Below are 22,204 nucleotides of genomic sequence, written 5' to 3'. Positions count from 1 at the left end.
TTTATAAAAAAGTTTGATCAAAATTCAAGGAAATGTTAACTTAAAATAAAGTTTTCAGACCCATAGAAAAGCGTTCCTGGCTGTACCAAGAACGCAATCGTTAAGTATGCAAAATATAATAATTTCCCTTACTCCAAGTAATATTTTTTTCAAGGCAAGCCATTGACTTCATGTGCTACACGTATTCCAGACTCAATTGCACCTTGTATCCAACCGTGTGGCAGTGCAGTGTGTTCCCCAGCAAAGTGTACCCTTCCTTCGGGAGTGCCGAGGTAAGGAAAAAGTTCTGTTTCTTGTTCTGGTTTGAACAACGTGAAAGCCCCACCTGAATATGGATTCTGAGCCCAACTGTAAGAAGCTCCTGTTATAAATTCATCATATACTTGTTCTCCATGGATGGTAGCCAAGTTCTTTAAGGCTTGTTGAATCCGATTTTCTTCACTCAAGCTGTCCCACGGAATGGCATCATCCTCCCACGTATAGCTAGCTAAAATTACGCCCGACTCGTTCTTTCCAATTCCATGGCTTGGATAATAACTAAATCGGATGGGTAAATCAGAAACCGTTTGACCACCTTTTATCCCTTCATCTTCCCAAAATCTACTTTTAAACTGAAGGCCAATCTTTGTAGAAGTCACATAATGAAGTTCTCTAATCGCTTTCCACTTGTTATGGGAAAAAGAATCATGGGGTTCAACATCAACGAATTGCAAGATCGAGAAAGGAATGGTCAAGATGCAAATGTCACATGTCATTTCAGTGGGTTTTAACGACTCTGTATTCTTAGTATGAAGTGTAACTTGGTTATTATATTGAACAATTTTGGTCATCTGTTGCCCATAAATAATATTTTCTTTTAATTGTGGGAGAAATGCTTGTGGGAGTTGGTCATTTCCTCCAGTAATCTCATAGAAACTGATATTAGGATTGAAAAGAATCATAAATTCACGTAATAGATCCAGGAATGCGAGTTCAGACAAGCCCTCGATTGCAAGTAGTACCTTAATCATTTCAATTGCACCAGGAGATAAAGTCACCCCATTAGGGTTATATCTTAAAAACTCATCCATTGAGAATCTATCATATTCTTTTATTACCCAACTCCAATTTTCCAACGGATTTAGATTGATAAAGTCTATAACCGGTTGAAGTATTGGTTGAATCAACTCCACAGCTGTTTTTCCCTTTTCATTAGGGGCAACTGGGTAGCCAAGGATATCAGGAGTCTGTTTATACAGATATTGGCGTGTTTTGATCCCATTCACATAGATCAGGTCGTTAGGCGTACTGTTAATAAAAGAATTTACTGGTAAGCGGAATTTTTTTATGTATTCCAAAGTCAAATAATGATGATTTGGAATACGCATTGCCCCTGCTTCCATGTATTGCCCATTGATAAAAGGGGACCGTTTTGTGTAGACACGTCCTCCTACTCTTTTAGAAGCTTCAAGGATAACTACGTTATGTCCGGCTTCCTTTAACAATGAGGCAGCGACCAATCCTGACATACCTGCGCCGACAATGAGAATCTTTTTGGGATTTTGTGTTTTTTTTAGTCCATGTTGAATTGTCCAAATCATTTGATCGGGTGACACAGGAGGAAACATGTTAGTCACACTCTTTCTCCTTAGTTTGTATTGTAAGCCATCCTTTACAAGACTTACTTTCATCCTATTCATACTAGGCTTATCCTATGTGTAAGATAATACAAGGAGACAGGTAAAGTAATGAATTCATCGGTTTGGTCCCTTATAACCAAATGGAAAAATGAGGAAGATTCTTATTGAAGATGATATACCAAAGTTATTGTAAGTAGAAAAAACCTTGGAAATTCGAATATTACATACTCAAAATTTTCAGGTTATAAGAAAGTCAAAAAAAGAAAAATCCCAAATTAAATTACAATACATGATTTTTGATCAAACATTTTTATAAACGATCAAACTCTATTACAAATGGTTATATAATAATTATCGTTGCTCTCCATTAGTTCACCTTCATTCTTTACCTTCTTAATATAATGATAACAGCCCGTCCCCTTGTTGAACTAAACTGTCCCATTAGTTAATTAACAAACTAAAATATATATCAGAATATTCTTTATCTAGTTTTCGATTAGTGATACGATATTAAATGTTAAATATATCTAAAAGGGGAGATTTTTTTGAAAACCACTTCTAATGAAAAAGCTGTTACTAATGAAGTTACAATTAATGCACCTTTAAATTTGGTTTGGTATGCGTGGACAATATCTGAACGAGTTTCAGAGTGGTTCGCTAGTGAAACGGTAGTAGTAGCTAAAGAAGGGGGAGCATATGAACTATATTTCGTTCCAGGAAATAAAACTGGTATGAATACTAAAGGTTGCAAGATAATTAAACTTGTTGATGAAAAAGAGCTAGTGTTCACTTGGAAGGGACCAGACCAGTTTGAAGATATAATGAATAATGAAAATGACCTCACAATAGTAAATGTTAGTTTTGAATCTATTAGTGAAAACTCTACGAAAGTCAGTTTACACCATACAGGATTTAAGAATAATGAGGGTTGGAAAGATGCATTTCAATGGCATCAAATGGCTTGGTCTGGCGTTCTTAGTAGCTTAAAGTCTGTTCTTGAAAAGGGCGAAGGTAATTTATGTTGTCAACCTGTAAAATAAGTACCTTACAAAACCGTCTATTTTTTATGAATAGATGGTTTTTGTTTACTTAAATATATCGCTTTTTAACGAAAGAAGAAAACTCTCTTATTCCACTAAACTGCTTCATTAGTTTAAGTATAACATTTCACACTTGATCACCGAATTTTACTTTGTTTTGGACATAAAAACAGACCATCGAATTGATGGTCTTGCTTAACTAAAGCACCCGTTAGTTTAAGTGAAACTTTTCACAAACTTGCTCATTATAAATATTAAGTGGGTATAGGTTCTTTTTTAATAAATTATTTATTATTTGCTTTAATACTAATGGTTCCCGTAAGTATTCATCCTCAAATTTTACAAGGTCACTTACCTTAATCCACTTACTCTCAGAAATTTCATCTTCTTCGAGGTTTATAGAACCTCCAGTAACCTCACCTATAAAATGAAATAGAATAACTTGATTGTTTGTACTACTTATAAAATTATATACACCAGTAGTCCCAATCAGTTTTACGTCCAACCCTGTTTCCTCTTTTACTTCCCTCCGAGCTGAATAGAGAATGTCCTCGCCATATTCAATACGTCCACTCGGAAAATTCCACTTTTCAACAGCGGTAGGTTTATTCTCTTTAATAATCAAGACTTCAGCTTCATTAAAAATTGATACGCTTGCTACTAAAACAGTTCCATCTTGCGACATCCATTTCTCCTCAATTCTTTTTGAAAATCACCTTTTATCTCTATTATATATGATTACCTTTTTATTGAACTTACCTGCTGCGTTAGTTTAAGTGTAACATTTCACAATTGATCACCGTATTTTACTTTGTTTTGGACATAAAAATAGACCATCGAATTGATGGTCTTGCTTAACTAAAGCACCCTTTAGTTGAAGAAGAAAACGCCTATTCCACAATCGCGCCCGTTTACTGAACAAGAAAAAATCCTGTATATCAGAGAAATTTATATCGAACTTTTCACCAAAATCATAACAGAGATTTCTACAGAGTACTTGATGGATCAGGTTACTAGATTATGCACTCGAAAGAATCAATACAGTGATAAATAACGAATTTATATCTGTTAGAGGTAGGTTTCATCTGAAATCACCTCATGTGTATAGATAAATTGCATAATCAGCAATTTTTCATGCAATAACTTTAGCATAATAATATAATAGTACCCCAGTTACTACTGTTCCCACCGTTCCCAATCCAGTAAAAATGGTAACCAGTTCCAAGGGAATTGAATGTAAAGCTTTTGAAAGTAAAAAGTAACTAAAGAGTATAATAACTACCCTTACTATATTTTATCGCTCTCTCCTTTGGCATTGACACTTATTTTTGAAATACGAAGTTCTCCATATATCGATAAATCGCATAAGCTACCCCATTCTCGTCATTTTTAAGGGTTGTCGTTGTACAAACAGTTTTTATGCCATCTTTAGCATTTCCCATCGCTACGCTGTATCCAACTTTCGAGAACATGGATAAATCATTGATGCTATCCCCGATTGCCATAGACTGATCTAAGGAGCCATTCATCAAGATAGCCAATTTTTCAAGGGCGATTCCTTTTGAAGCTCTTATACTAGTAATTTCAATGTTATGATCAGCAGACGAAACAACCATCAACTCATCAAACTTTCTGAATTGGTTCCATGCTTCCTCTAACTTCTTTTTATCAAAAGAACATGCTAAAATGTTATAGAATTCTTCCTCTTGTTTTAAGATATCATGATAGCTTTCAACTAAAACATATCCAAACTGATCAAATTGCCTTTCCGCTACTTCAAGTAATTCTTTCATATCTGTATTCAACTCTGTGTTTTTCAAACTATTAATCTCATTATGGAAATGTTCTCTTCCCTTTTTAAGAGTATTAATGGCTTTATCAGTAAACACTTCGTAATAATAATTCCGTTCATCTAACCATTGGATAATAGATTGGACACAATCTTTAGTTATCGTTATAGAAGAAATGCACTTTCCGCTTTTTGAATGAATGGTTGCGCCATTTGTCCCGATTACAAATGGGGAAATCCCGGCTTTTTCACAAATTATTTGAACGTCAAAATAAGCCCGGCCCGTTGAAATAACTACTTCAAAGCCTCTATCTTGGGCATATTGAATCGCCTTTATATTTTCTTCACTAATTTCATTCTTGTTGTTTAATAATGTCCCGTCTAAATCTATCGCAATGAAACGCATGTTATATAGCTCCTTTTCTCATTCTAGCTATTAAATTATCTTTCTAGCTTTTTTTTCGTATTATCAATATAAAGCTAATTAAAAAAGAGAACTCGCCCTTCCATGTCGATATTTCCTTTTATAGATTGCCTATGCTTGATTCCAATTGATTTCCTCAAATTTTGAATGATTTCTCCATTCCTCTGGAAATGGTTGATCGCAGACAATCACATCGACTTTTTCTAGAGGACACACTTTACAAAAAGTGTCTACACCAATTTTAGAGTAATCCGTTAGTAATATAACTTGCTTTGATACCTCTATCATCTTGCGTGAAACTAATGTTTCATGTAAATGATAATTACTAACCCCACTTTGAATGGAAACACCCCCGGCTGAAATAAACGCTTTATCAATATTAAATTGATTTAACATTTGTTCAGTAAGACCGCCACTAATAGATTGATGCTTTGGATCAATTTGTCCTCCTAATAATAGAACTTGTCCTGTAAACTTATTTTGATTGAGCTTTTCGGTTAACACAGATGACACAGGAAGAGAATTGGTTAAAATCGTAATGTCTTTTTTATTTTTAATACACTGCGCAAATTCAAGCATGGTTGTCCCTACATCGATGGCAATCACATCTCCGTGAGAAATGTGTTCTACTGCTTTTTCACCAACCTTGACTTTCGCTTCTTTATTCACCGTTGTACGCTGTGTAAATGGAGGCTCCTCAAATTCAAAGACTGATTTAATCGCTCCACCGTAAACCCTTTTTAAAAGTCCCTTTTCCTCTAATATCATCAAATCACGTCGAATCGTTTCCTCTGAAACATTAAATTGATCAACTAATTCCATCACTTTTACTTTTCCTATTTTGTTAAGTTCTTTTAAAATTTCATTTTTTCTTTCTTCTGGAAAAACAGACATATTTCTTCCCCCTTGATCATTAATTATTTATAAAATAATGCAATCTTTCTTCGGTACAAGAATATGAACACATGCTCCTTGCTCGAACATATTCCCTCTGTGGTGAAGATAGTCTACAAGGAAAGCGGACTTCTCTGTTTCTACTTCATATCTTAAAACATTCCCTATCATGGAAACATCTTTAATAAACCCTTTAATTACCCAGTTCTCTTGTAAATCTAAGCTATCCTCACCAATAGAAACTAATTGTAAAACTTCAGGACGAATTGCGACTTCATTCCCTTTTATTTCTGTACTGCGAACAAGTTTACGGAAAACTTCCAAATTACAAACATTATAATTTCCGATAAATTTAGCAACAAATGTATTGATTGGAGAAGTATAAATTTCTGAAGGGGAACCGGATTGTACAACTTGTCCTTTATTCATGACAAAGATTCGATCAGACATCGTCATTGCTTCTTCCTGATCATGAGTAACAAAAATAGTTGTAATATCTAATTCTTTCTGTATTCTCTTTAATTCTTTTTGCAAACTTTTTCTAATTTTCGCATCCAATGCACTTAACGGCTCATCCAAAAGCAGTACTTTCGGCTCCATGACAAGTGCACGGGCAAGAGCAACCCTCTGCTGTTGCCCACCAGATAACTGATGAGGATAAGACTCTTCTTTTCCTATTAAATCAACCATATCAATCATCTTTTTCACTCTTGATTTAATATTTTTTTCCTTCTTCATTTTAAGGCCGTAAGCGATATTGTCAAAAACGTTCATATTCGGGAAAAGTGCATAAGACTGAAATACCATACCGACTTCACGCTGACGCGGTGATAAATTAGTAATATCTTTTCCATCAATTAAAATTCTTCCTAAATCTACGTCTTCAAGCCCCGCAATGGAACGTAATAATGTACTTTTCCCGCATCCACTTTGCCCAAGAAGTGTAGCAAATTCTCCTTTTTTTAATATGAAAGAAATGTCATTTAAAACGACTTGATTTTCATACCCTTTAGTTACTTGATCAATAGTTACATAGCTCATTATTTGTCACCTTCTAAAGTAGTATTTTTATGAAATGAAAGAATTCGCTTCTTATTTGACACGAGAGGTTTTTTTTCGTTTCTAAACGTAAGTTTTAATACAGTCCCCGTTAAAAGCAAAATCACTGAATAATAAGTAATAACAATTGCACTTGTTAAGTGACCACTGCTATTTAGTTTGTCGGCAAGATAAATTTGAATGGTTTCAAATCGGCCCCCGACAAGCAAATTGGCAAAAGCAAACTCACTAAATAAAAGAGCGACTGATAACAAGGTAGAAACTAAAATACCAGATATAATATTTGGAAACACCACCGTGCGAAACGCCTGGAATTTTGTAGCACCGAGTAGTTCTGCTGCATCAACAAGTTGCACAGCATTAAGCGTACGAAGACTGTTACGAATACCTTGATACATAAATGGTAGAATCGTTATGAAATAAGCACCGATTAAAATCCAAGGTGTTCCGGCAATTTGAATTGGTCCATCTGAATATATCTTGATTAATCCAACAGCTCCAACAATAGGAGGAATTCCGTAAGGAAGCATAGCTGCTGCTTGAAGTAATCCTTCCCATTTACTGAAATATACCGTGACGATAAAGATAGTCGGAAGCATAATAACAACACTAAGGCCTACAGACGTGACAATTAAAAACAGCGTGCGCTGAAAAGCATCATAAAACCGTTCATCTTGAAATAATTCAATATACCATTTTATTGTATAACTCTCAGGTAAAATGGTATGATCCCATTTACCGGCAATCGAGAATAAAAATGTTCCTACAAGAGGAATTAATAAATAAATAACTAATAAACCAACTATCACTTTATGAAAAGTCAATGAATATTTCATCGTAAATCCCTCCTAATGCGACGCATCATTCGTCCATTGAACCACATCGCCCCTATCATAGTCGCTGCTAGAAGAACTCCCAACGCACTACCTAACTGAGGCTTTAGTGCAACGTCACTAGCAACTAGAGAGGCAATTTGCAATGACAATAAGTTATAGTTGCTGCCGACTAATGCATAGGCTGTAGCGTAAGCTCCCATCGCATTAGCAAACAAAATACTGAATGTACCTACAATACTAGGTAAAAGAACTGGAATCCCAATGTGAAGCCAAAATGATACTGTTGACCCTCCTAATAATGAAGAGGCTTCTTTCCATTGTTTCTTAATTCCTTGATATGACGGGTAGATGAGCATAACAGCAAGCGGAATTTGAAAATAAACATAAACAAGAATAAGGCCTGTCCATGAATATAAATTAAAATCTGCAAACACATTCCAACCAATCTTAGAAAAAAGCAACGTAAACAACCCATTGTTTCCAAGTAAAATAATATATGAAAATGAAAGGGGAATCCCCTCAAAGTTCGAGGTCATATTGGTAATCATTAGTAAGCGATTTTGTATTTTTTGTGAGAACTTTGTAAGCGAATAGGCTGAAATGACTGCTATAATCACAGAAGTTACAGCAGAAAATAAGGAAATGACAAGGCTATTTTGAATGGCTTGTAAATAAAATTCACTCTTAAATATGGTAATATATTGATTTATCGTAACTTGAATTCCATCGTCTGCATAAAAACTATTTTTAATCATTGCCACTAATGGGCCTAATTCAAATCCAACCACAAACATAATAAATGGCAGTAAAAGAGCTAATAAATATATTTTTTGTTTTTTGATTTTTCGCAAGACTTCTCGCTCCTCTATGTTCTCTAACAATTTGGGAATTGGTCTAACAATACGTTTGTTAAACCAATTCCAATCCACCTACAATCTTCATTTTAATGTTGAATCGTTTATTTTTTTAAAGAGTAATTTTTCCTTTCAGACCTGGCAATTGATATGAAATCATTTTATTGGACGGCTCAATATTTAAAAGTTCACAAACGAGCGGTGCAAAAGCTAATTGCGGAACCACTTCACTGTAAACGCCAGGCTCGACTTTTGGACTAATGATAAAGAGTGGTACATCACGCTCACCATCAGTTATGCCGCCATGGTTGCCATATTCACTCATGCCATGATCAGATGTAATTAAAATGTGGTAATCTTCTTTAATCCAAATTGGCAAAAGTTGTGCCAACAAGCTTCCCATTTTTAAGATTTGTTCACGATATTCTTTCGATTCCGAACCGAAATTTTCTCCTTTTACATCTACACCGAGCGGATGAATATATAAAAAGTGTGGGTCATACTTTCTACGCAAAGCTTCTGCATCCATTAACACATGACTGTCTGGGTAGTCATCATCCCAATAAAATTTTCCATATTGAATCGTCTTAGACTCATCCTCTTGCTCACGATCTTCAATAAAATGGAATGGAGCGCGATTATAAAGTTCGCTTACCCAGTAGTAAGATACCGTTCCGTTTCTTAAGCCGTTTTCTTTCGTAAGATGAAAGAGACTTTTCTCAGTAGATAAGCGAACGGCTTGATTGGACGTAATACCGTTCACTGATGCGGGTGTACCCGTTAGTAACACTTCATATAATGGACGGGAAAGACTTGGAAGTTCCGACTTCACTTTGTAAAGTGCTGCCTGATTTGTTTCAACTAGATGTTGAATAAATCCAAGAGCCTCACATGCCTTATCATATCTCATACCATCAACAACAATTGCTATTACTTTATTTGACATGGACTAACACCTCTTCTTGCCAAAGCTGAGGTAAATTTTTTGCTGTTTCTTCCCAAGCTTTGTAATCTTCAATTGGTTTTGCATTTTTGTACTGTACTTCTGGAACCATTTTTTCAGCTACTTCTTTCGGAAGTTCTACATCGCGAATTGGACGGGCAAATCCTTTAGCTAAGTTAATTTGTCCTTCATCGCTTAAGATATATTCTCTAGTTGCCATCGCCGCATGCGGATGTTTTGCATATTTATTAATAATAGTTGCGTAGCCGCTTACGACTGAACCTTCATTTGGAATGGCTACCTCAAATTGATCACGGTTAATTTGGTCAGCGTAACCAAGAGCATTGAAATCCCAAACTAGTGCAACTTCCACTTCCCCTTTTTCTATGTTAGCCGGCTTGGCATCCGTTAAGCTAAGGCGACCTTGCTTGGCAAGCTTAGCAAAATAGTCAATTCCTGGTTGGAGATTTGTTTCATCACCGCCGTAAGCGATAGCGGCAGCAAGAACAGCCATTTGGTTCTGTGTACCACGCTGAACATCTCCAACTGTTACTTTATAATCTCCTTTTAATATGTCATCCCAAGATTTTGGCGGGTTATCTACTAATTCTTTATTAGTAAAGAATGCAATCGTTCCTTGGTAGCCAACAACCCAATCTCCGTTGTCATCTTTTGCCCAGTCAGGTACCTCGTCCCAATAGGAAGTTTTATATGGCGTCGTTAATTCTTTTTGTTCCGCGATTGGCCCAAATGAAATCCCTACATCGCCGATATCAGCTGTTGCATTCTCTCCTTCAGATTCCATTTTGGCAATCTCTTCGGCACTGGATAAATCTGTATCATTGTGTTCCAGTGTATATTTTTTCATCACTTCATTCCAAGTTTCCCCCCAGTTAGCCCATGAATCAGGCATACCGACACTATTAATTGTCCCCTCTTCTTTTGCCTTTGTTTCAATTTCTTTCAGGGTTAACGTATTTGGATCCTTAACAACTGGAGCAGCCTCCTCTTTAGTAGCTCCACAAGCAGCTAATCCTAGTACACTCACTCCTAACATCAAAACTTGAATAGACTTGTAACAATTCTTCTTGAATTTGTAATTCATAAAAAGTGCCTCCATTTAGTGTGGGATTTTTAACGTTTATTACTGTTTGTTACGGTTTAATCATAATCAGTGAATCTTAATCCCACATTAATCCGATGTTAAGGTTTTGTAAATCAGTTCTTTATTCGTCCAAATCATCATCTTTTATTTTTTAATTGGGTCCCGGTAGTAAAACATATAATTAAATTTAATCTCATATTTTTTGTTTCCGTAAGGACGTTGCTTTAGGAGTGACAAAAACGAACGTTTTTGTTAACTGTAGGGGTGATCAAATTTTGTCTAGATAACCCGAATAATGAGTGTAACAACAATATTATTAGTAACAATATTTATCAAGAATGGTTTTTGGTACAAGATTTGATAGAGGTGAGGATGCACATGAAGTTTAGCCACATACATGTTTCTAACTCAGGTAAAAATAAAAAACAGCCAAAACCTTGTTATATAAGGCTTTAAACTGTTTTATAAATATGGTTATTTGCGATAATCTAATTTTATTGCTACGTACTTTTCTTGAAGTAGTGGTGGTAAAATTTTAAAAAATGTACAAGGCAGTCTCGCACGATACTGTGTTTCGTTTACATATTATATGAAGCGTGAAATGAGCTTACACATCCAAGCTGTTGATGATACCCAATATTTGATGATCTGTCCATTTGCCATTAATCTTTAGATTTTCTTTAGCTATACCTTCTTTTTTAAACCCTACTTTTTCTAATACCCGAATAGATGCTATGTTGTCAGGCATAGCTCCTGCTTCAATTCTATGTAATTTTAATTCTTTAAAAGCAAAGTTTACAACAAGTTGAAGAGCTTCTGTTGTATAGCCCTTTCCATTATACTCCTTATCTAAAATAAATCCCGTATAACAGCTTTGAAGGTCTCCCCTAGCAATTTGAGTTAATGAAATGTCTCCTATAAGTTTATCAGTTGCTTTTAAAAAGATTCCAAAGGCATATAATTGCCCTTCATCTGTCTTTTTTAATGCCTGTTCAATGCGTATTTTTTGATGTTCTTCTGTATAAATCGCTTCTGGGAGTAATGGGCTAACTCGTTGAAAAAATTCGCGATTTCTAGTATGTAAGTTAGCTAACTCGCTGGCATCAGAAGTTTTGTAAAATCGAAGATAAATTTGTTGTCCTACTAGCTTCATAAAACCCCTCCAATATCTTTTTACTACCATTTTATTCTAATTAGGCAAAAGTATGACTTGAACCCTCCCTCGTTTCTTTTGATTTTGCTTTTCCACCCTTATTTTTTTGTTTTTAATGGTTTTGTCAACTTTTTTACAGCATCCTTCCTTCATTCCTTCCCCTTCTTTAGTTAATTAAGAAAAAGAGCCGCCTTAGCAGCTCAACGATCTTTCACTAAAGCTCACCCGTTAGTTTAATAAGAAAACAACTTAATTCTTTTTCTTTTCCCAAATCTTCTTATATAAAGAGATGCGAGAATATAAAACCGATAGTGATAGTTACCCAAAGCAAAAAGTTTTTCAATATAATTTTAAAATAAGTAGTATTTTCTCATTTTACTTTGGAAAAGATTCTCCACATCAATAGTACCCCAATAGCCCATATTTGTAAGATTAAAAAGAATTCTCGTTGTGATGAAGTCAGATGCACTTTGAATATATTGTTACAAAATAGACATACAAACCAAAATTCAGAATAATGTGTATATGATATACTGAATTTATAAGGACCAATTTACTAGAAAGAGGGATTTTATATGTCCGAAAGCAAACGATTTATAAAAGATGTTCCTGATGACGATGTAAAATTTTCCATTATAATACCTGCGCACAATGAAGAAAAGTACTTAGGGAAATGCCTAGAATCAATTGCAATGGCCGCACAACCATATAAGAATCAAGTTGAAGTGATCGTTGTGCTAAATCGTTGTACGGATAAAACAGAGGAAATTGCAAAGTCCTACAATTGCGTGACATTGGAAAATTACGATAAGAATTTATCCAAAATTAGAAATGCAGGCGCTGCACTAGCAAAAGGTGAAATCCTGATTACAATTGATGCTGATACTCGAATGACAGAACATTTGTTATCTGTGGTTGAAAAGCATTTAGCATCCAATCAATACATTGGGGGAGGCGTGAATGGAAATTTCGAAAGAATGTCCATAGGTATAGTGGTTTCTACCATGCTACTAATTGTTCCCTTACTGTTCAAGTATGGTTTTATCTCTGTAGGAATTTTTTGGTGCTATAAAAAAGATTTTCAGGCAATTAAAGGTTTTAACGAGAATATGCTAATGGCAGAAGATGCTGATTTTGCAAAGCGATTAAAACAATGGGGTAAGAAAAATGGTAAAAAATATGGAACGATTAAGAATGGAATGATTACTTCGTGCAGAAGATTTGACCATTATGGGGACTGGGTTTTACTTAAACGACCTGCTATGATTTTAGCTTATATCAAGGGCACTAATCACAAGGCTGCTAATGAAGCCTATTATGAAGATCAAGCAAGATGATAATGAAGTAAACTCAATTGCTTATATTCCAGATAATAATTCTCAGCTTGAAGGCAAGATAACGCAAACAAAAAGCAGATAATAAAACAGACGACAATTAAAGTTGTCTGTTTTTTTATCTATTTTCCTTATTAGACCTATATAAATTTCATGGTGATTGAACCCTTACCTTTACTATATTTTACTGTCGTATATGCACCATTCACTAAAATATTTTGTGGGGGTGTATGCCCCACATCAGCATCTAGAATAACAGGGATATTAAAGCTTTCAAAAACATCCATCAAGGCATCGTTTAGTGTAAAGTCACCTATATCTTTATATCCACTCGTCCGTCCAAAAAGCACGCCTTTAATATTTGTAAACCAATTATTTTGTTGCATTTGCCATAAAGCCCTATAAATTTTTGCAGCATCCATTCCGACAGTTTCAAGATACCAAATGACACCTTCATCATGACAGTATTGATTAACAAAATTATTAACATTATCGAATGGAGTTCCCACCAAGACTTGTAAAGTACTTACACATCCTCCAATCAATCTCCCTGAAAATGTCATTTCATCTTCATTGTTTAATGTTTTCCATTCTGTTTGTGAATCGAGATAAAATCCTGTGGCAGGATTTGAGTACACTTTATCCCAACTAGATTGATATTTTTCAGATGAATATTGTGTAATTTCTTCATTTTCATTACAACTAAGTACATCTATCCATTTACTAGATAGTCCATCCCACTCAGGAGCTGATAGTTCAGTGAAATTTACTCCATGAGCAGATGCATGACCTGTTATTGAAGTGTATACAAAATTTAATGTACTAATATCTGAATAGCCTAATATCCATTTCGGGTTCGATTCTTTTAGTTTATTCCAATCTATAATTGGAAGGATTTCCATTGCAAAGCTACCACCCCAAGGAGGCATTATGACGCTAATATTATCATCTTGAAAAAAAGCTATTAGTTCCTCTGCTCTTTTTTCTTTAGAGGCACTTCTCCCTTTATGTTGTGTTAGTACAGTTTCTCCGATTAAGACTTTAAATCCCTTTTTTTCTACTTGTAGCCTTGCTTCATCCACAAGTATATGTAATGATTCTTCAACTCCACTGGATGGTGCAGTTACACCTATACAACTGTTTGGCTTCAGAGGTGTGGGATATTTAATTTTCATAAAAATCATCCTTTAAATAGTTATTTTAATATTGAACAATTATTAGATTCTAGATTACTGAGAATTATTCCTTCTTCAACTAAACTGCTTCGTTAGTTCAATAAGAAAAATGCTTTACTCCTTCTTGAAGTAAAGCACCCGTTAGTTGAAGTAGAAAAATTATATTATCCTGTCTAACCCAAAATGTGAAAGAATGAAGTTACTTTTTTTATAGTTTTTATCTGTATTCTTTTTTAGTTGATGATCTTCACCACAATAGAATTGATTTCTTTCAATTCGGCTCTTTTAAACTGTGAGTATTCAAGTTATTAAATTTTATTATTCTTGTACAATTGAGCAATTTTTTCATGTACCTTATATGACATATAAATAAATCCGTTAAATAAAATTAAAGTTAAAAGTAATCTCGCTAGTCTTGCCCATAAATTTTCTGGCACTTCAATAAAAAAGAAAGCTAAAATGCTCATAAGAGATACTAAAAAGAAAGTTACTACATAGTATGCCTTTTGGAATTTATTCATCCTTAAGACCCCTTTAGTTAAATATATATAGTGTAACAGGATTTATCCACCAGTATTAGTGGTCGTTTAAAACTAGATATACAAGAATTATAATGGTCGTTTTTTATACTCTAATAAAGCAGAATAAATCATGACAAGAGAACCTATAATCATTAGAGAACCAATTATCAAGGAATTTATTCGGTGGGAGGTTTGAAAAAAAACTTGTAGATACCGAAAGGAAAGCAAATGATATCCCGACTAAGAAATCCCTCAAAAAATCCGAATCTTGTTTTAAGTGCTGATAAAACAACTCATTAATCTTAAACTAAAATGCTGATAGTTAAGTAAGAAATACTGAAATAGATACAACAAATAGGACCACTACTAAAAGAAAGGGAACAAATGCCCTTCTTATATCTTCTTCGTTTTAAGCTTTCTTGACCTTCTTTCTGTAATCAATCCAACTACTAATCAATACAATCGATATTATAATTACATACGGAAGTTCTTCCAAACTGGTTCCCCTTATCCCCCAATATTCCGCCCCAAAAACTAACCTCTTATTCGACTGCCCCCTTAGTAAAACTCATTGTGTCTATAATTCTATTAAGTTGGCAATAATCCCTTTAATATTACTTTTTAAGGGGAAATGGAAATGTTACTGTCAAAAGCATGGTCTTTGTTTGAAGCTGTTAACTTGCCGGAACGGGACTATGATTGCAATGAATTTTTAGGGCAAGGCACAGGGTTTTATTAAATTGGGCATCTGTTCACTTCGCCTTTTTATTACATGGACTATGATTTGGCCCATTTTGCTGCAGTCCAGCTATGGATTAAACAGCAAGATGACCCGAATTCTGCTTGGGACAGCTTCCTAGCAATGCGCAAACAAGGGGGACGGCTCTCATACCCTGAGCTTTTAAAGAGTGCAAATCTAAAGTCTCCTTTTGTAGATGGAAGGATGGAGAGGCTTCTTGAAAAGGTCAAAAGCTGGATTAATCAGGTGGATGACTGTTCATTTTAATAGCAAGTCTATGGGTAGTCGAAATTGCTTCTTCGGCTACTTGTTATATTTGGTAGTTGATGCCGATTATTTCATTCTCCCAACTTAGCGTCATTTTTGAAAAAGTCCATGGATACATTTTCTCAATGATCTTTAACTAAAGCACCCGTTAGTTTAATAAGAGGCTAGTTTTATTCCTTAAGAATGTAATACTTTTCACCCTCAGCTTCTGAGAGAGTTTCATTAATAAAATAGATACCTTCCTCGTCTTCTATTCCGTAACCAAGTGAAGCATTAAATTTAGATAAAGCTGTTTTTAAATTTTCTTCTTCATTCCATTTAGTAAAATGAACACTTATTACACAGTTTTTAATAAGACCCAATCCCGTGAGATATAAGTGGTTACCACTGGAATTATCAATCGGAGGAATTATGCAGTTTTCCGGACTTATTAAAGCTCCAGCAGAAAAACCTGCTACTGGAATTCCTTGTTCATAAAGCTTTTTAATATGTACACCTACAGCTGTCTCTACAATATATTTATGATATAGTTCTGTTTCTCCCCCGCCTATGATTATTCCTGTACAGGAAACCAATTCATTTACAATGTTATTCGAAAGGTCAGAAGAAAGGGGCAAATATACAAAGTTGGTGACCCCATATAGCTCCAACTCACTCGTATATTTTTGCATATACTCTTCCCAGCCTTCTCTTTCAATAAATAAAACAGCTACCTTTGCATTGTTATTCAAAGAATGGTCAGCAAATTTCCTTCCGAGCTTTTTACAGAATGGCGGGCTTCCCCCAAATAAAAATAAATGTCTATTTTTCATAATACATTCCCACCTTTTATTAATTATTAATAACTAATTCCATAAAACTATATATATATATATCCTCTTCAACTAATCTGCCCCGTTAGTTCAATAAGAAAAAAGAGTTGCCTAAGCAACCCATGATTTTTAACTAAAGCACCCTTTAGTTTAATAACTTTTTTAGTTGGAACTTAAATAATTAAGGACTAAATTCACTCGCTCTTTCACCGTATAGTCTCCTTCTATTCTCAATATTGGGCAAACTAAGTCCGACATCCAATGTTCATGTAACATTTTACTTCTAACTTCCATTCCTGCTTCATCATATAAAGAAGCCCATTCCAAAAAAGCCTTTGATTGGTCGTGATAACTACCACCAGCTAATATTTCATTCCCATACCTTTGAAATTCCCTTTGTTGCAATCTCTCAAGTCTTACATTTTGGGGAATCCATAAAAATATAACTAAGTCAAAACAGGTTTTAAATTCGTCACCCCAACCACATATCGCACCCGAAAGAACACAGTTTTGATATTTCGATAAATCATGTTTTAGCATTTTTCTTCTTTCAGTTAATGCTCTTTGTTCTGTAAACTTAGTTATCCAAAAATAATCGTCTGTATCAAGATGAGTATAAGAAAGTTCCTCTGATAACGCAGTTCCGAGTGTCGAAGTTCCTGAACCAGCAGCGCCAAATATATGTATATTTTTAATTGGAATCCCCTCCTATAATATCCATTTATATTATTTCGATTATACGGATAAATGTCATCTTTAGTAAAATTCCCATTTAAACTAACCTGCTGCGTTAGTTTAATAAGAAATCTAAATATTTTTCTGTAATAATTCTTTCAGACCATTGGGATAAAGTATCTTCTTTCCATCAATAATTTCTTCTAAGGAAATCCATTTCGTAAATGTAGTTTTATTTCCTTCTACAACTTTAAAACTATCTTTTTGGTATAGAGTTTGGTCTATAAATCCCACCAAGTAAATCTGAGTTATTTCGTGACCTAAATTTCCGTCTATTCTAAAGATGTTTTCTAAACAGGCAATATAACGTTTAATCTCTATGTCCACTGCTATTTCTTCATTGTATTCTCTTATAATAGTCTCACTAGAATTCTCTCCAAATTCAATTGTCCCGCCAATTGGTCGATAATATGTACCTGTCCCTTTTGAATGCTTTCCCTCTTGTTCTTCTAAAAGAATTTTATTATTGTTCATTATTATTCCTAAAGCATTTGCCCTTGGATACATATAATTCCCCCTTGATTACCAAACATAAAAATAATATTCAGTATATTAAATCTAATCATTTATACCAAATAGGTTTTAACACCTCAAAGTTCTTATGATCTTCCAATATCAAATGTATGCGTTCTATAAATTTATCTAGCTGTTCTGGGGATTTCTTAATTGACCAAACAACACTAGAAAAAATAACCATAGCTGAATAGATTGAATAAAGTCTCCAAAAATCTTCTGGTATATTGTTAGTGAAGTATCCATCTATTTGTCCAATAGAATAAGAAATACTGTCTACTCTGCTAGCCAAAGCAACTTTTACAAAGTCATGAAATGGATCTCCCCAATCATAATTATCAAAATCAATTACACCAACATACTTTTTATTCTTCAATATAATATTTTCTAAATGAAAATCATCATGCTGAAGTTGACTAGGACGTTTATTTAGATAATGGTAATTGCTTTCTATAAAGCTCAATACCTTATCATCATTAATAATTTTTATACCACACTTTTTATATTCCTCTAGATATCTATTATGTTTTTGTATAGCTCTTATATGCCAATGTTTAATAGAGAATGGAGCTGGGTGTAAATGAATTTGCGATAAGTCTTTTCCTGCTTCTATTCCAATTTCATACTGTTCTTGTTCTGTGAAGGATCGTATTGAATTTTTTGCATCTTCACCCTCAATAAAAGAAAATATGCTGTAACAAATACCAAGATCTTTTAAAATTCCAAAATCAATTGGTTGTGGAGAATGAACTTTGTACTTCTTAATATCACTTAAGATTTGAAACTCTTCCTTTTTTCTATCGTACCTTTCCATGTCACTGATACGTAACAAATATTTGTTTTCATCTTTATCTATAACGACATATTTCTTATCAAGTGAATAACCTTTAGAAAGCATAGTAACCATAGTAGAATTACGAAGAACCTCTATTTTATCCATCAGTATTGGAATATTATCTTCCATCACGTTCCTCCTAATATTTCACCTTTCATAGTCTTGTTCAACAAAAGCACCCGTTAGTTTAATTGTATAGTTTCACAAACATCCTCATTTAATTGATTTTATTTTATGATGAATAAATCTGGATGTTCTTTTAACAATTTTGAAAGAAATAATAGTTGGGGAAAAGGTATTAAAAATAAATCTCTATTTATATTTCCTTTTAATATCGCTTTTCCATTTTGTTTAATAAAATCATTTAAGATAAAATGATCTTCTGGAGTTAGTAGTAGAAGTCCATTAGTTTCTGTAGAGGGATTTGGTTCATTTTCAGAGTAGGAAAGATACATTATTGATAAAGATTCCTGCTCATTTCTTTTAACTAAAATTGGAGCTATTTCCTCGCCTAACCGTATTATGGAAGGCTTATTTCCCCACTCACTCATATGATAAGTTATTGGAGAATTTATTGGAGTTATTTTCATTGAAGCCTCTTTAAAAACTTCACGCCTAGCTGTCTCTAATGCGGTTTCTTCAAATTCTTTATGCCCACCAAGTCTAACTACTCCAAGGTTATCTGCCTCTTCTGTAGGACCAACCTGAAAAATAAACAGCCCCCGATATAAAACGTAAGCACCCGACGTTTATACATTTTGATTAATATTAATGTCACTCCCTCCCCTCAAATAATTTAATGTTTATTAATTGATAAGAATCCTATTCCTCAATGTTTATATTCTATTCTCGTTTTTTATTTCCTCTTTCACTAACCTGCTGCGTTAGTTCAATAAGAAAAAAAGGCTTTACTCCTTTGAAGTAAAGCACCCGTTAGTTTAATATAATCTCCATTTTTCTACCCTTTGTTCTCATCCCAATTGACCTATAAAATTCAATGGCAGTTGTATTTTCCTCGGATACTCCCAATTCAATACTATCAACTCTGAGGCTCCTCCCAAAATCCAAAACGTAGTTAGTTAGTTTTATTCCTATTCCTTTCTTTCTATGCGTTTCAGCAACGCATAAACTGTTTATAACTAATACATTCCTCGCTTTAACAAAAGAATTTTCAGTTATTTCTTCTTCCTTTGTCACTACAACACCGACTATATCATCACCTACGGTAGCCACAAAAACATGCTGTTTGCCATCAATCAACTGGCTCTCAAAAAACTCTTGCTCAACTGGAGTGGAATTCTCTTTGTACAAATCTGGTCTTAAAAAAACGTGGAATTCATGAACCTGCCTAAATAAAGGCAACAAAAAATCGTAATCGTTTTGCTCGGCATTTCGAATAGATATATCCATATTTTTTTCTACCCCTTAATAATTGTTTAATTCACATATTAACTTATTCAATACCATTGCAACATAACCCTTCTTATTTAACTAACCTGCTGCGTTAGTTGAATAAGAAAAAGATCTGTCTTATCAGCTCAGTGATCTTCAACTAAAGCACCCGTTAGTTGAAGAAGGTGTGCAAATATTGTTTAGCCAATAAATTGACTAATTTACTACTTCCCCTTTGGAATTCAATATTTTAATTTTATAAGAGTAAATATTAGATACAGAATTTAGTTTCTTAGAATGTAGGATTTCATTCACTGTCTCTTCAATTTCCATTGCTAACTTATGTGCATCATTATCTGAACCTTTTATTGAAGTTTGGATGGTAATGGATTTTTGATACTCAGTATTTATATTTCCGAATACGTCGTTATGTTTAAGACCTTCCATTAAACTCGATGCTAAATGTAAAAGTTCTTTGTTTGCATTTTCAGCTTCTTCGGAAATTAAAGATAAATCCATTCTTTCTACAATAACTGTATAGTCTTTTAATGTGGAAGATTTAATTACATTTTTTGCAATGGACTCAATATCCTTTTTTACTGAATAAAAATATTCTTCATTCTCTTTAACTTTTACATTCAATTCTATCTCCGAGTTCGAACTTACAGCAAATTCCAAATCTCCATATTTCTCATGAATTTTTTCAGTTACCGTATTCAATGTAGAAACATGTAGTTCTCGTTCTTTAGTAGAAAAAGGTTCTGGTTCCCCCTTATTCGCAACAGCAGTATCAACTTCTGAAGGCTTATTTAACAGGCTAAATGATGCTATTCCCACTATAAGTTTTTAGTAATAATTAATATCCTTTTTAACACATAATCCCTCCTGTTAAGAAGGTATGTCAAAAATCCACTAAAAAGTCCCCACAATGTCCTCCTTCTTCTTTAAGTAAACTGCTGCGTTAGTTCAATAAGAAAAAGCTACCCTTACAGGCAGCTACTTGTTCTACTAAAGCACCCGATAGTTTAAGAAGAAACCTTTAAAGTTGGAGAACTAATCATTTAAAGTCCCATTCAATATTTATCTGATTTTCTCCGCCAACTCTAAAATAATTCCCTCTGGACCACGAACGTAGCATAACTTATAGCTTTCTTCATATTGCTGTATCTCACTAAAGATTTCTGTGCCATTCTTTTTCAATCTTGCGACAATAGCTTCAATATCTTCAACAGCAAAACAAATATGTCGGATACCCAGCGTATTGGCAAAAGGTTGCTGAATATCTTTTTCATCTGATGGCGTATAAAATTTGACTAGCTCTATCCATGTCTGACCATCTGGCATCCCCAATCCTACACACGCCGTTTTAACATCATTAAGCCCAACTATTCTATCCAACTGTTCTCCATCCAATTCCCATTCCGCTTGCACTTGAAGTCCTAAATCAAGGAAAAAAGCTTTAGCCTCTGAAAGATTATTTACGTTTATACTCACATGATCTATTCTATTGATTTTCATATCTCATACCTCCTATGTTCCTATTATTTTCAATATCTGTATTCGTGTAAAGTTTGTTTGAAATTCTATTTCACTTAAAACAGGAAATATCCTTCTTCAACAATCCTGCCCCGTTAGTTCAATAAGAAAAAAGCTTCACTCCTTCTTGAAGTAAAGCACCCGTTAGTGAAAAATCAAAATTCAGGTTTACTTCTTAGTCGCATTCTTTAAAATCTGAATGAAATCACTATCATTTTCCATTGTATAGTTTTCGTAAGTATCAAGAATAATTAGTGATTTTTTATCCGAATTAACAAACATTGCATATCCTGTATTTAATGTAATATTGATTCGGTAATCGTAGTCACTTGAAACATCAGTTGCTTTTTTGAATTTTAAATTTTTAAAAGCCTCTATAAGTTCCTGTTGCGTTTCTTCTGGAATTTCAATTGATGTGAATATATTCTCTGTTTCATGATCAATACTTTCAATGTCTACAAATGGGTTTTCTGCATTTAAGTCAGCATGATCACCTAATACATCTGATGCTGAATAAGTCCTATTAGCATTAGCAAAGATAAAGAAACCCACCATAATAAGTAATAAAACTATAATTACGATTCCAATTTTTTTGAAATCCCACAAATTTTTCTCCATTTGACACCGTC

General features: G+C 34.0%; 23 protein-coding genes and 1 pseudogene. 2 read left to right on the top strand and 22 right to left on the bottom strand.

Going from position 1 to position 22,204, the window contains the following annotated elements; all coding sequences use genetic code 11:
- Window positions 1-149 precede the first annotated feature (149 nt).
- Window positions 150-1,607, bottom strand: coding sequence for a flavin monoamine oxidase family protein (locus P2Q73_RS09625; RefSeq protein WP_275787447.1), 1,458 nt, complete (start codon window positions 1,605-1,607; stop codon window positions 150-152).
- Window positions 1,608-2,164: 557 nt separating this feature from the next.
- Here P2Q73_RS09625 and P2Q73_RS09620 point away from each other — a divergent pair.
- Complete coding sequence (locus P2Q73_RS09620) at window positions 2,165-2,659, top strand: SRPBCC family protein (protein WP_275786370.1); 495 nt, start codon at window positions 2,165-2,167, stop codon at window positions 2,657-2,659.
- 211 nt (window positions 2,660-2,870) lie between these two features.
- On the opposite strand, the gene P2Q73_RS09615 is transcribed toward P2Q73_RS09620, so the two are convergent.
- The 10 genes and pseudogenes from P2Q73_RS09615 to P2Q73_RS09570 form a co-directional block, all read right to left on the bottom strand.
- Complete coding sequence (locus P2Q73_RS09615) at window positions 2,871-3,344, bottom strand: NUDIX hydrolase (protein ID WP_275786367.1); 474 nt, start codon at window positions 3,342-3,344, stop codon at window positions 2,871-2,873.
- A 447-nt stretch (window positions 3,345-3,791) separates the two neighbouring features.
- On the bottom strand, window positions 3,792-3,950 hold the full coding sequence (locus P2Q73_RS09610; protein ID WP_345798844.1) for an SMR family transporter: 159 nt from the start codon (window positions 3,948-3,950) through the stop codon (window positions 3,792-3,794).
- Between the two features lie 31 nt (window positions 3,951-3,981).
- On the bottom strand, window positions 3,982-4,854 hold the full coding sequence (locus tag P2Q73_RS09605; protein WP_275786364.1) for a Cof-type HAD-IIB family hydrolase: 873 nt from the start codon (window positions 4,852-4,854) through the stop codon (window positions 3,982-3,984).
- Between the two features lie 129 nt (window positions 4,855-4,983).
- A complete protein-coding gene (locus tag P2Q73_RS09600; RefSeq protein WP_275786362.1) occupies window positions 4,984-5,766 on the bottom strand; it encodes a DeoR/GlpR family DNA-binding transcription regulator in 783 nt (260 codons plus the stop codon).
- Window positions 5,767-5,793: 27 nt separating this feature from the next.
- Entirely contained in the window at window positions 5,794-6,807 is a 1,014-nt protein-coding gene (locus tag P2Q73_RS09595; RefSeq protein WP_275786360.1) for an ABC transporter ATP-binding protein, read from the bottom strand.
- On the bottom strand, window positions 6,807-7,661 hold the full coding sequence (locus tag P2Q73_RS09590; RefSeq protein ID WP_275786358.1) for an ABC transporter permease: 855 nt from the start codon (window positions 7,659-7,661) through the stop codon (window positions 6,807-6,809). The genes P2Q73_RS09595 and P2Q73_RS09590 overlap by 1 nt, the downstream gene beginning before the upstream one ends.
- Window positions 7,662-7,801: 140 nt before the next feature.
- Window positions 7,802-7,924: pseudogene (locus P2Q73_RS20420) on the bottom strand (ABC transporter permease); the annotation flags it as partial.
- A 703-nt stretch (window positions 7,925-8,627) separates the two neighbouring features.
- On the bottom strand, window positions 8,628-9,461 hold the full coding sequence (locus P2Q73_RS09580; RefSeq protein WP_275786353.1) for an alkaline phosphatase family protein: 834 nt from the start codon (window positions 9,459-9,461) through the stop codon (window positions 8,628-8,630).
- Window positions 9,451-10,563, bottom strand: a complete 1,113-nt coding sequence (locus tag P2Q73_RS09575; RefSeq protein ID WP_275786349.1) for an ABC transporter substrate-binding protein — start codon at window positions 10,561-10,563, stop codon at window positions 9,451-9,453. Before P2Q73_RS09575 ends, P2Q73_RS09580 begins: the two co-directional genes overlap by 11 nt.
- 607 nt (window positions 10,564-11,170) lie before the next feature.
- Window positions 11,171-11,716 (bottom strand): GNAT family N-acetyltransferase, encoded by a 546-nt coding sequence (locus P2Q73_RS09570; protein ID WP_275786347.1) that lies wholly within the window; start codon window positions 11,714-11,716, stop codon window positions 11,171-11,173.
- 575 nt (window positions 11,717-12,291) lie between these two features.
- Between P2Q73_RS09570 and P2Q73_RS09565 the strand changes: the two genes are divergently transcribed.
- On the top strand, window positions 12,292-13,053 hold the full coding sequence (locus tag P2Q73_RS09565) for a glycosyltransferase (protein WP_275786344.1): 762 nt from the start codon (window positions 12,292-12,294) through the stop codon (window positions 13,051-13,053).
- 137 nt (window positions 13,054-13,190) lie between these two features.
- Here the strand turns inward: P2Q73_RS09565 and P2Q73_RS09560 are convergent, their stop codons facing one another.
- From P2Q73_RS09560 to P2Q73_RS09510, 11 genes are all read right to left on the bottom strand, one after another.
- On the bottom strand, window positions 13,191-14,225 hold the full coding sequence (locus P2Q73_RS09560) for a S66 family peptidase (RefSeq protein ID WP_275786342.1): 1,035 nt from the start codon (window positions 14,223-14,225) through the stop codon (window positions 13,191-13,193).
- A gap of 308 nt (window positions 14,226-14,533) precedes the next feature.
- Window positions 14,534-14,746: a hypothetical protein gene (locus P2Q73_RS09555; protein WP_275786339.1), complete on the bottom strand. Its 213-nt coding sequence runs from the start codon at window positions 14,744-14,746 to the stop codon at window positions 14,534-14,536.
- A gap of 1,176 nt (window positions 14,747-15,922) precedes the next feature.
- Complete coding sequence (locus tag P2Q73_RS09550; RefSeq protein ID WP_275786335.1) at window positions 15,923-16,564, bottom strand: Type 1 glutamine amidotransferase-like domain-containing protein; 642 nt, start codon at window positions 16,562-16,564, stop codon at window positions 15,923-15,925.
- A 162-nt stretch (window positions 16,565-16,726) separates the two neighbouring features.
- The gene (locus P2Q73_RS09545) at window positions 16,727-17,260 is read right to left on the bottom strand and encodes an ATP-binding protein (RefSeq protein ID WP_275787441.1); all 534 of its coding nucleotides are present in this window, start codon (window positions 17,258-17,260) and stop codon (window positions 16,727-16,729) included.
- Between the two features lie 111 nt (window positions 17,261-17,371).
- Entirely contained in the window at window positions 17,372-17,806 is a 435-nt protein-coding gene (locus tag P2Q73_RS09540) for an NUDIX hydrolase (protein ID WP_275786333.1), read from the bottom strand.
- Between the two features lie 55 nt (window positions 17,807-17,861).
- A complete protein-coding gene (locus tag P2Q73_RS09535; protein ID WP_275786331.1) occupies window positions 17,862-18,776 on the bottom strand; it encodes an aminoglycoside phosphotransferase family protein in 915 nt (304 codons plus the stop codon).
- Window positions 18,777-18,874: 98 nt separating this feature from the next.
- Window positions 18,875-19,366, bottom strand: coding sequence for an NUDIX hydrolase (locus tag P2Q73_RS09530; protein WP_275787438.1), 492 nt, complete (start codon window positions 19,364-19,366; stop codon window positions 18,875-18,877).
- 214 nt (window positions 19,367-19,580) lie between these two features.
- Entirely contained in the window at window positions 19,581-20,057 is a 477-nt protein-coding gene (locus P2Q73_RS09525) for a GNAT family N-acetyltransferase (RefSeq protein ID WP_275786328.1), read from the bottom strand.
- Between the two features lie 198 nt (window positions 20,058-20,255).
- On the bottom strand, window positions 20,256-20,876 hold the full coding sequence (locus tag P2Q73_RS09520) for a hypothetical protein (protein WP_275786325.1): 621 nt from the start codon (window positions 20,874-20,876) through the stop codon (window positions 20,256-20,258).
- A 243-nt stretch (window positions 20,877-21,119) separates the two neighbouring features.
- A complete protein-coding gene (locus P2Q73_RS09515; protein WP_275786323.1) occupies window positions 21,120-21,557 on the bottom strand; it encodes a VOC family protein in 438 nt (145 codons plus the stop codon).
- 186 nt (window positions 21,558-21,743) lie between these two features.
- Window positions 21,744-22,193, bottom strand: coding sequence for a hypothetical protein (locus P2Q73_RS09510; RefSeq protein ID WP_275786320.1), 450 nt, complete (start codon window positions 22,191-22,193; stop codon window positions 21,744-21,746).
- Window positions 22,194-22,204: the final 11 nt, after the last annotated feature.

This window comes from Bacillus sp. Cr_A10 (assembly GCF_029222665.1).
Classification (GTDB): domain Bacteria; phylum Bacillota; class Bacilli; order Bacillales_A; family Planococcaceae; genus Psychrobacillus.
Note: the sequence above shows the minus strand (reverse complement) of the source record. Positions and strands in the feature narration are given on the sequence as shown.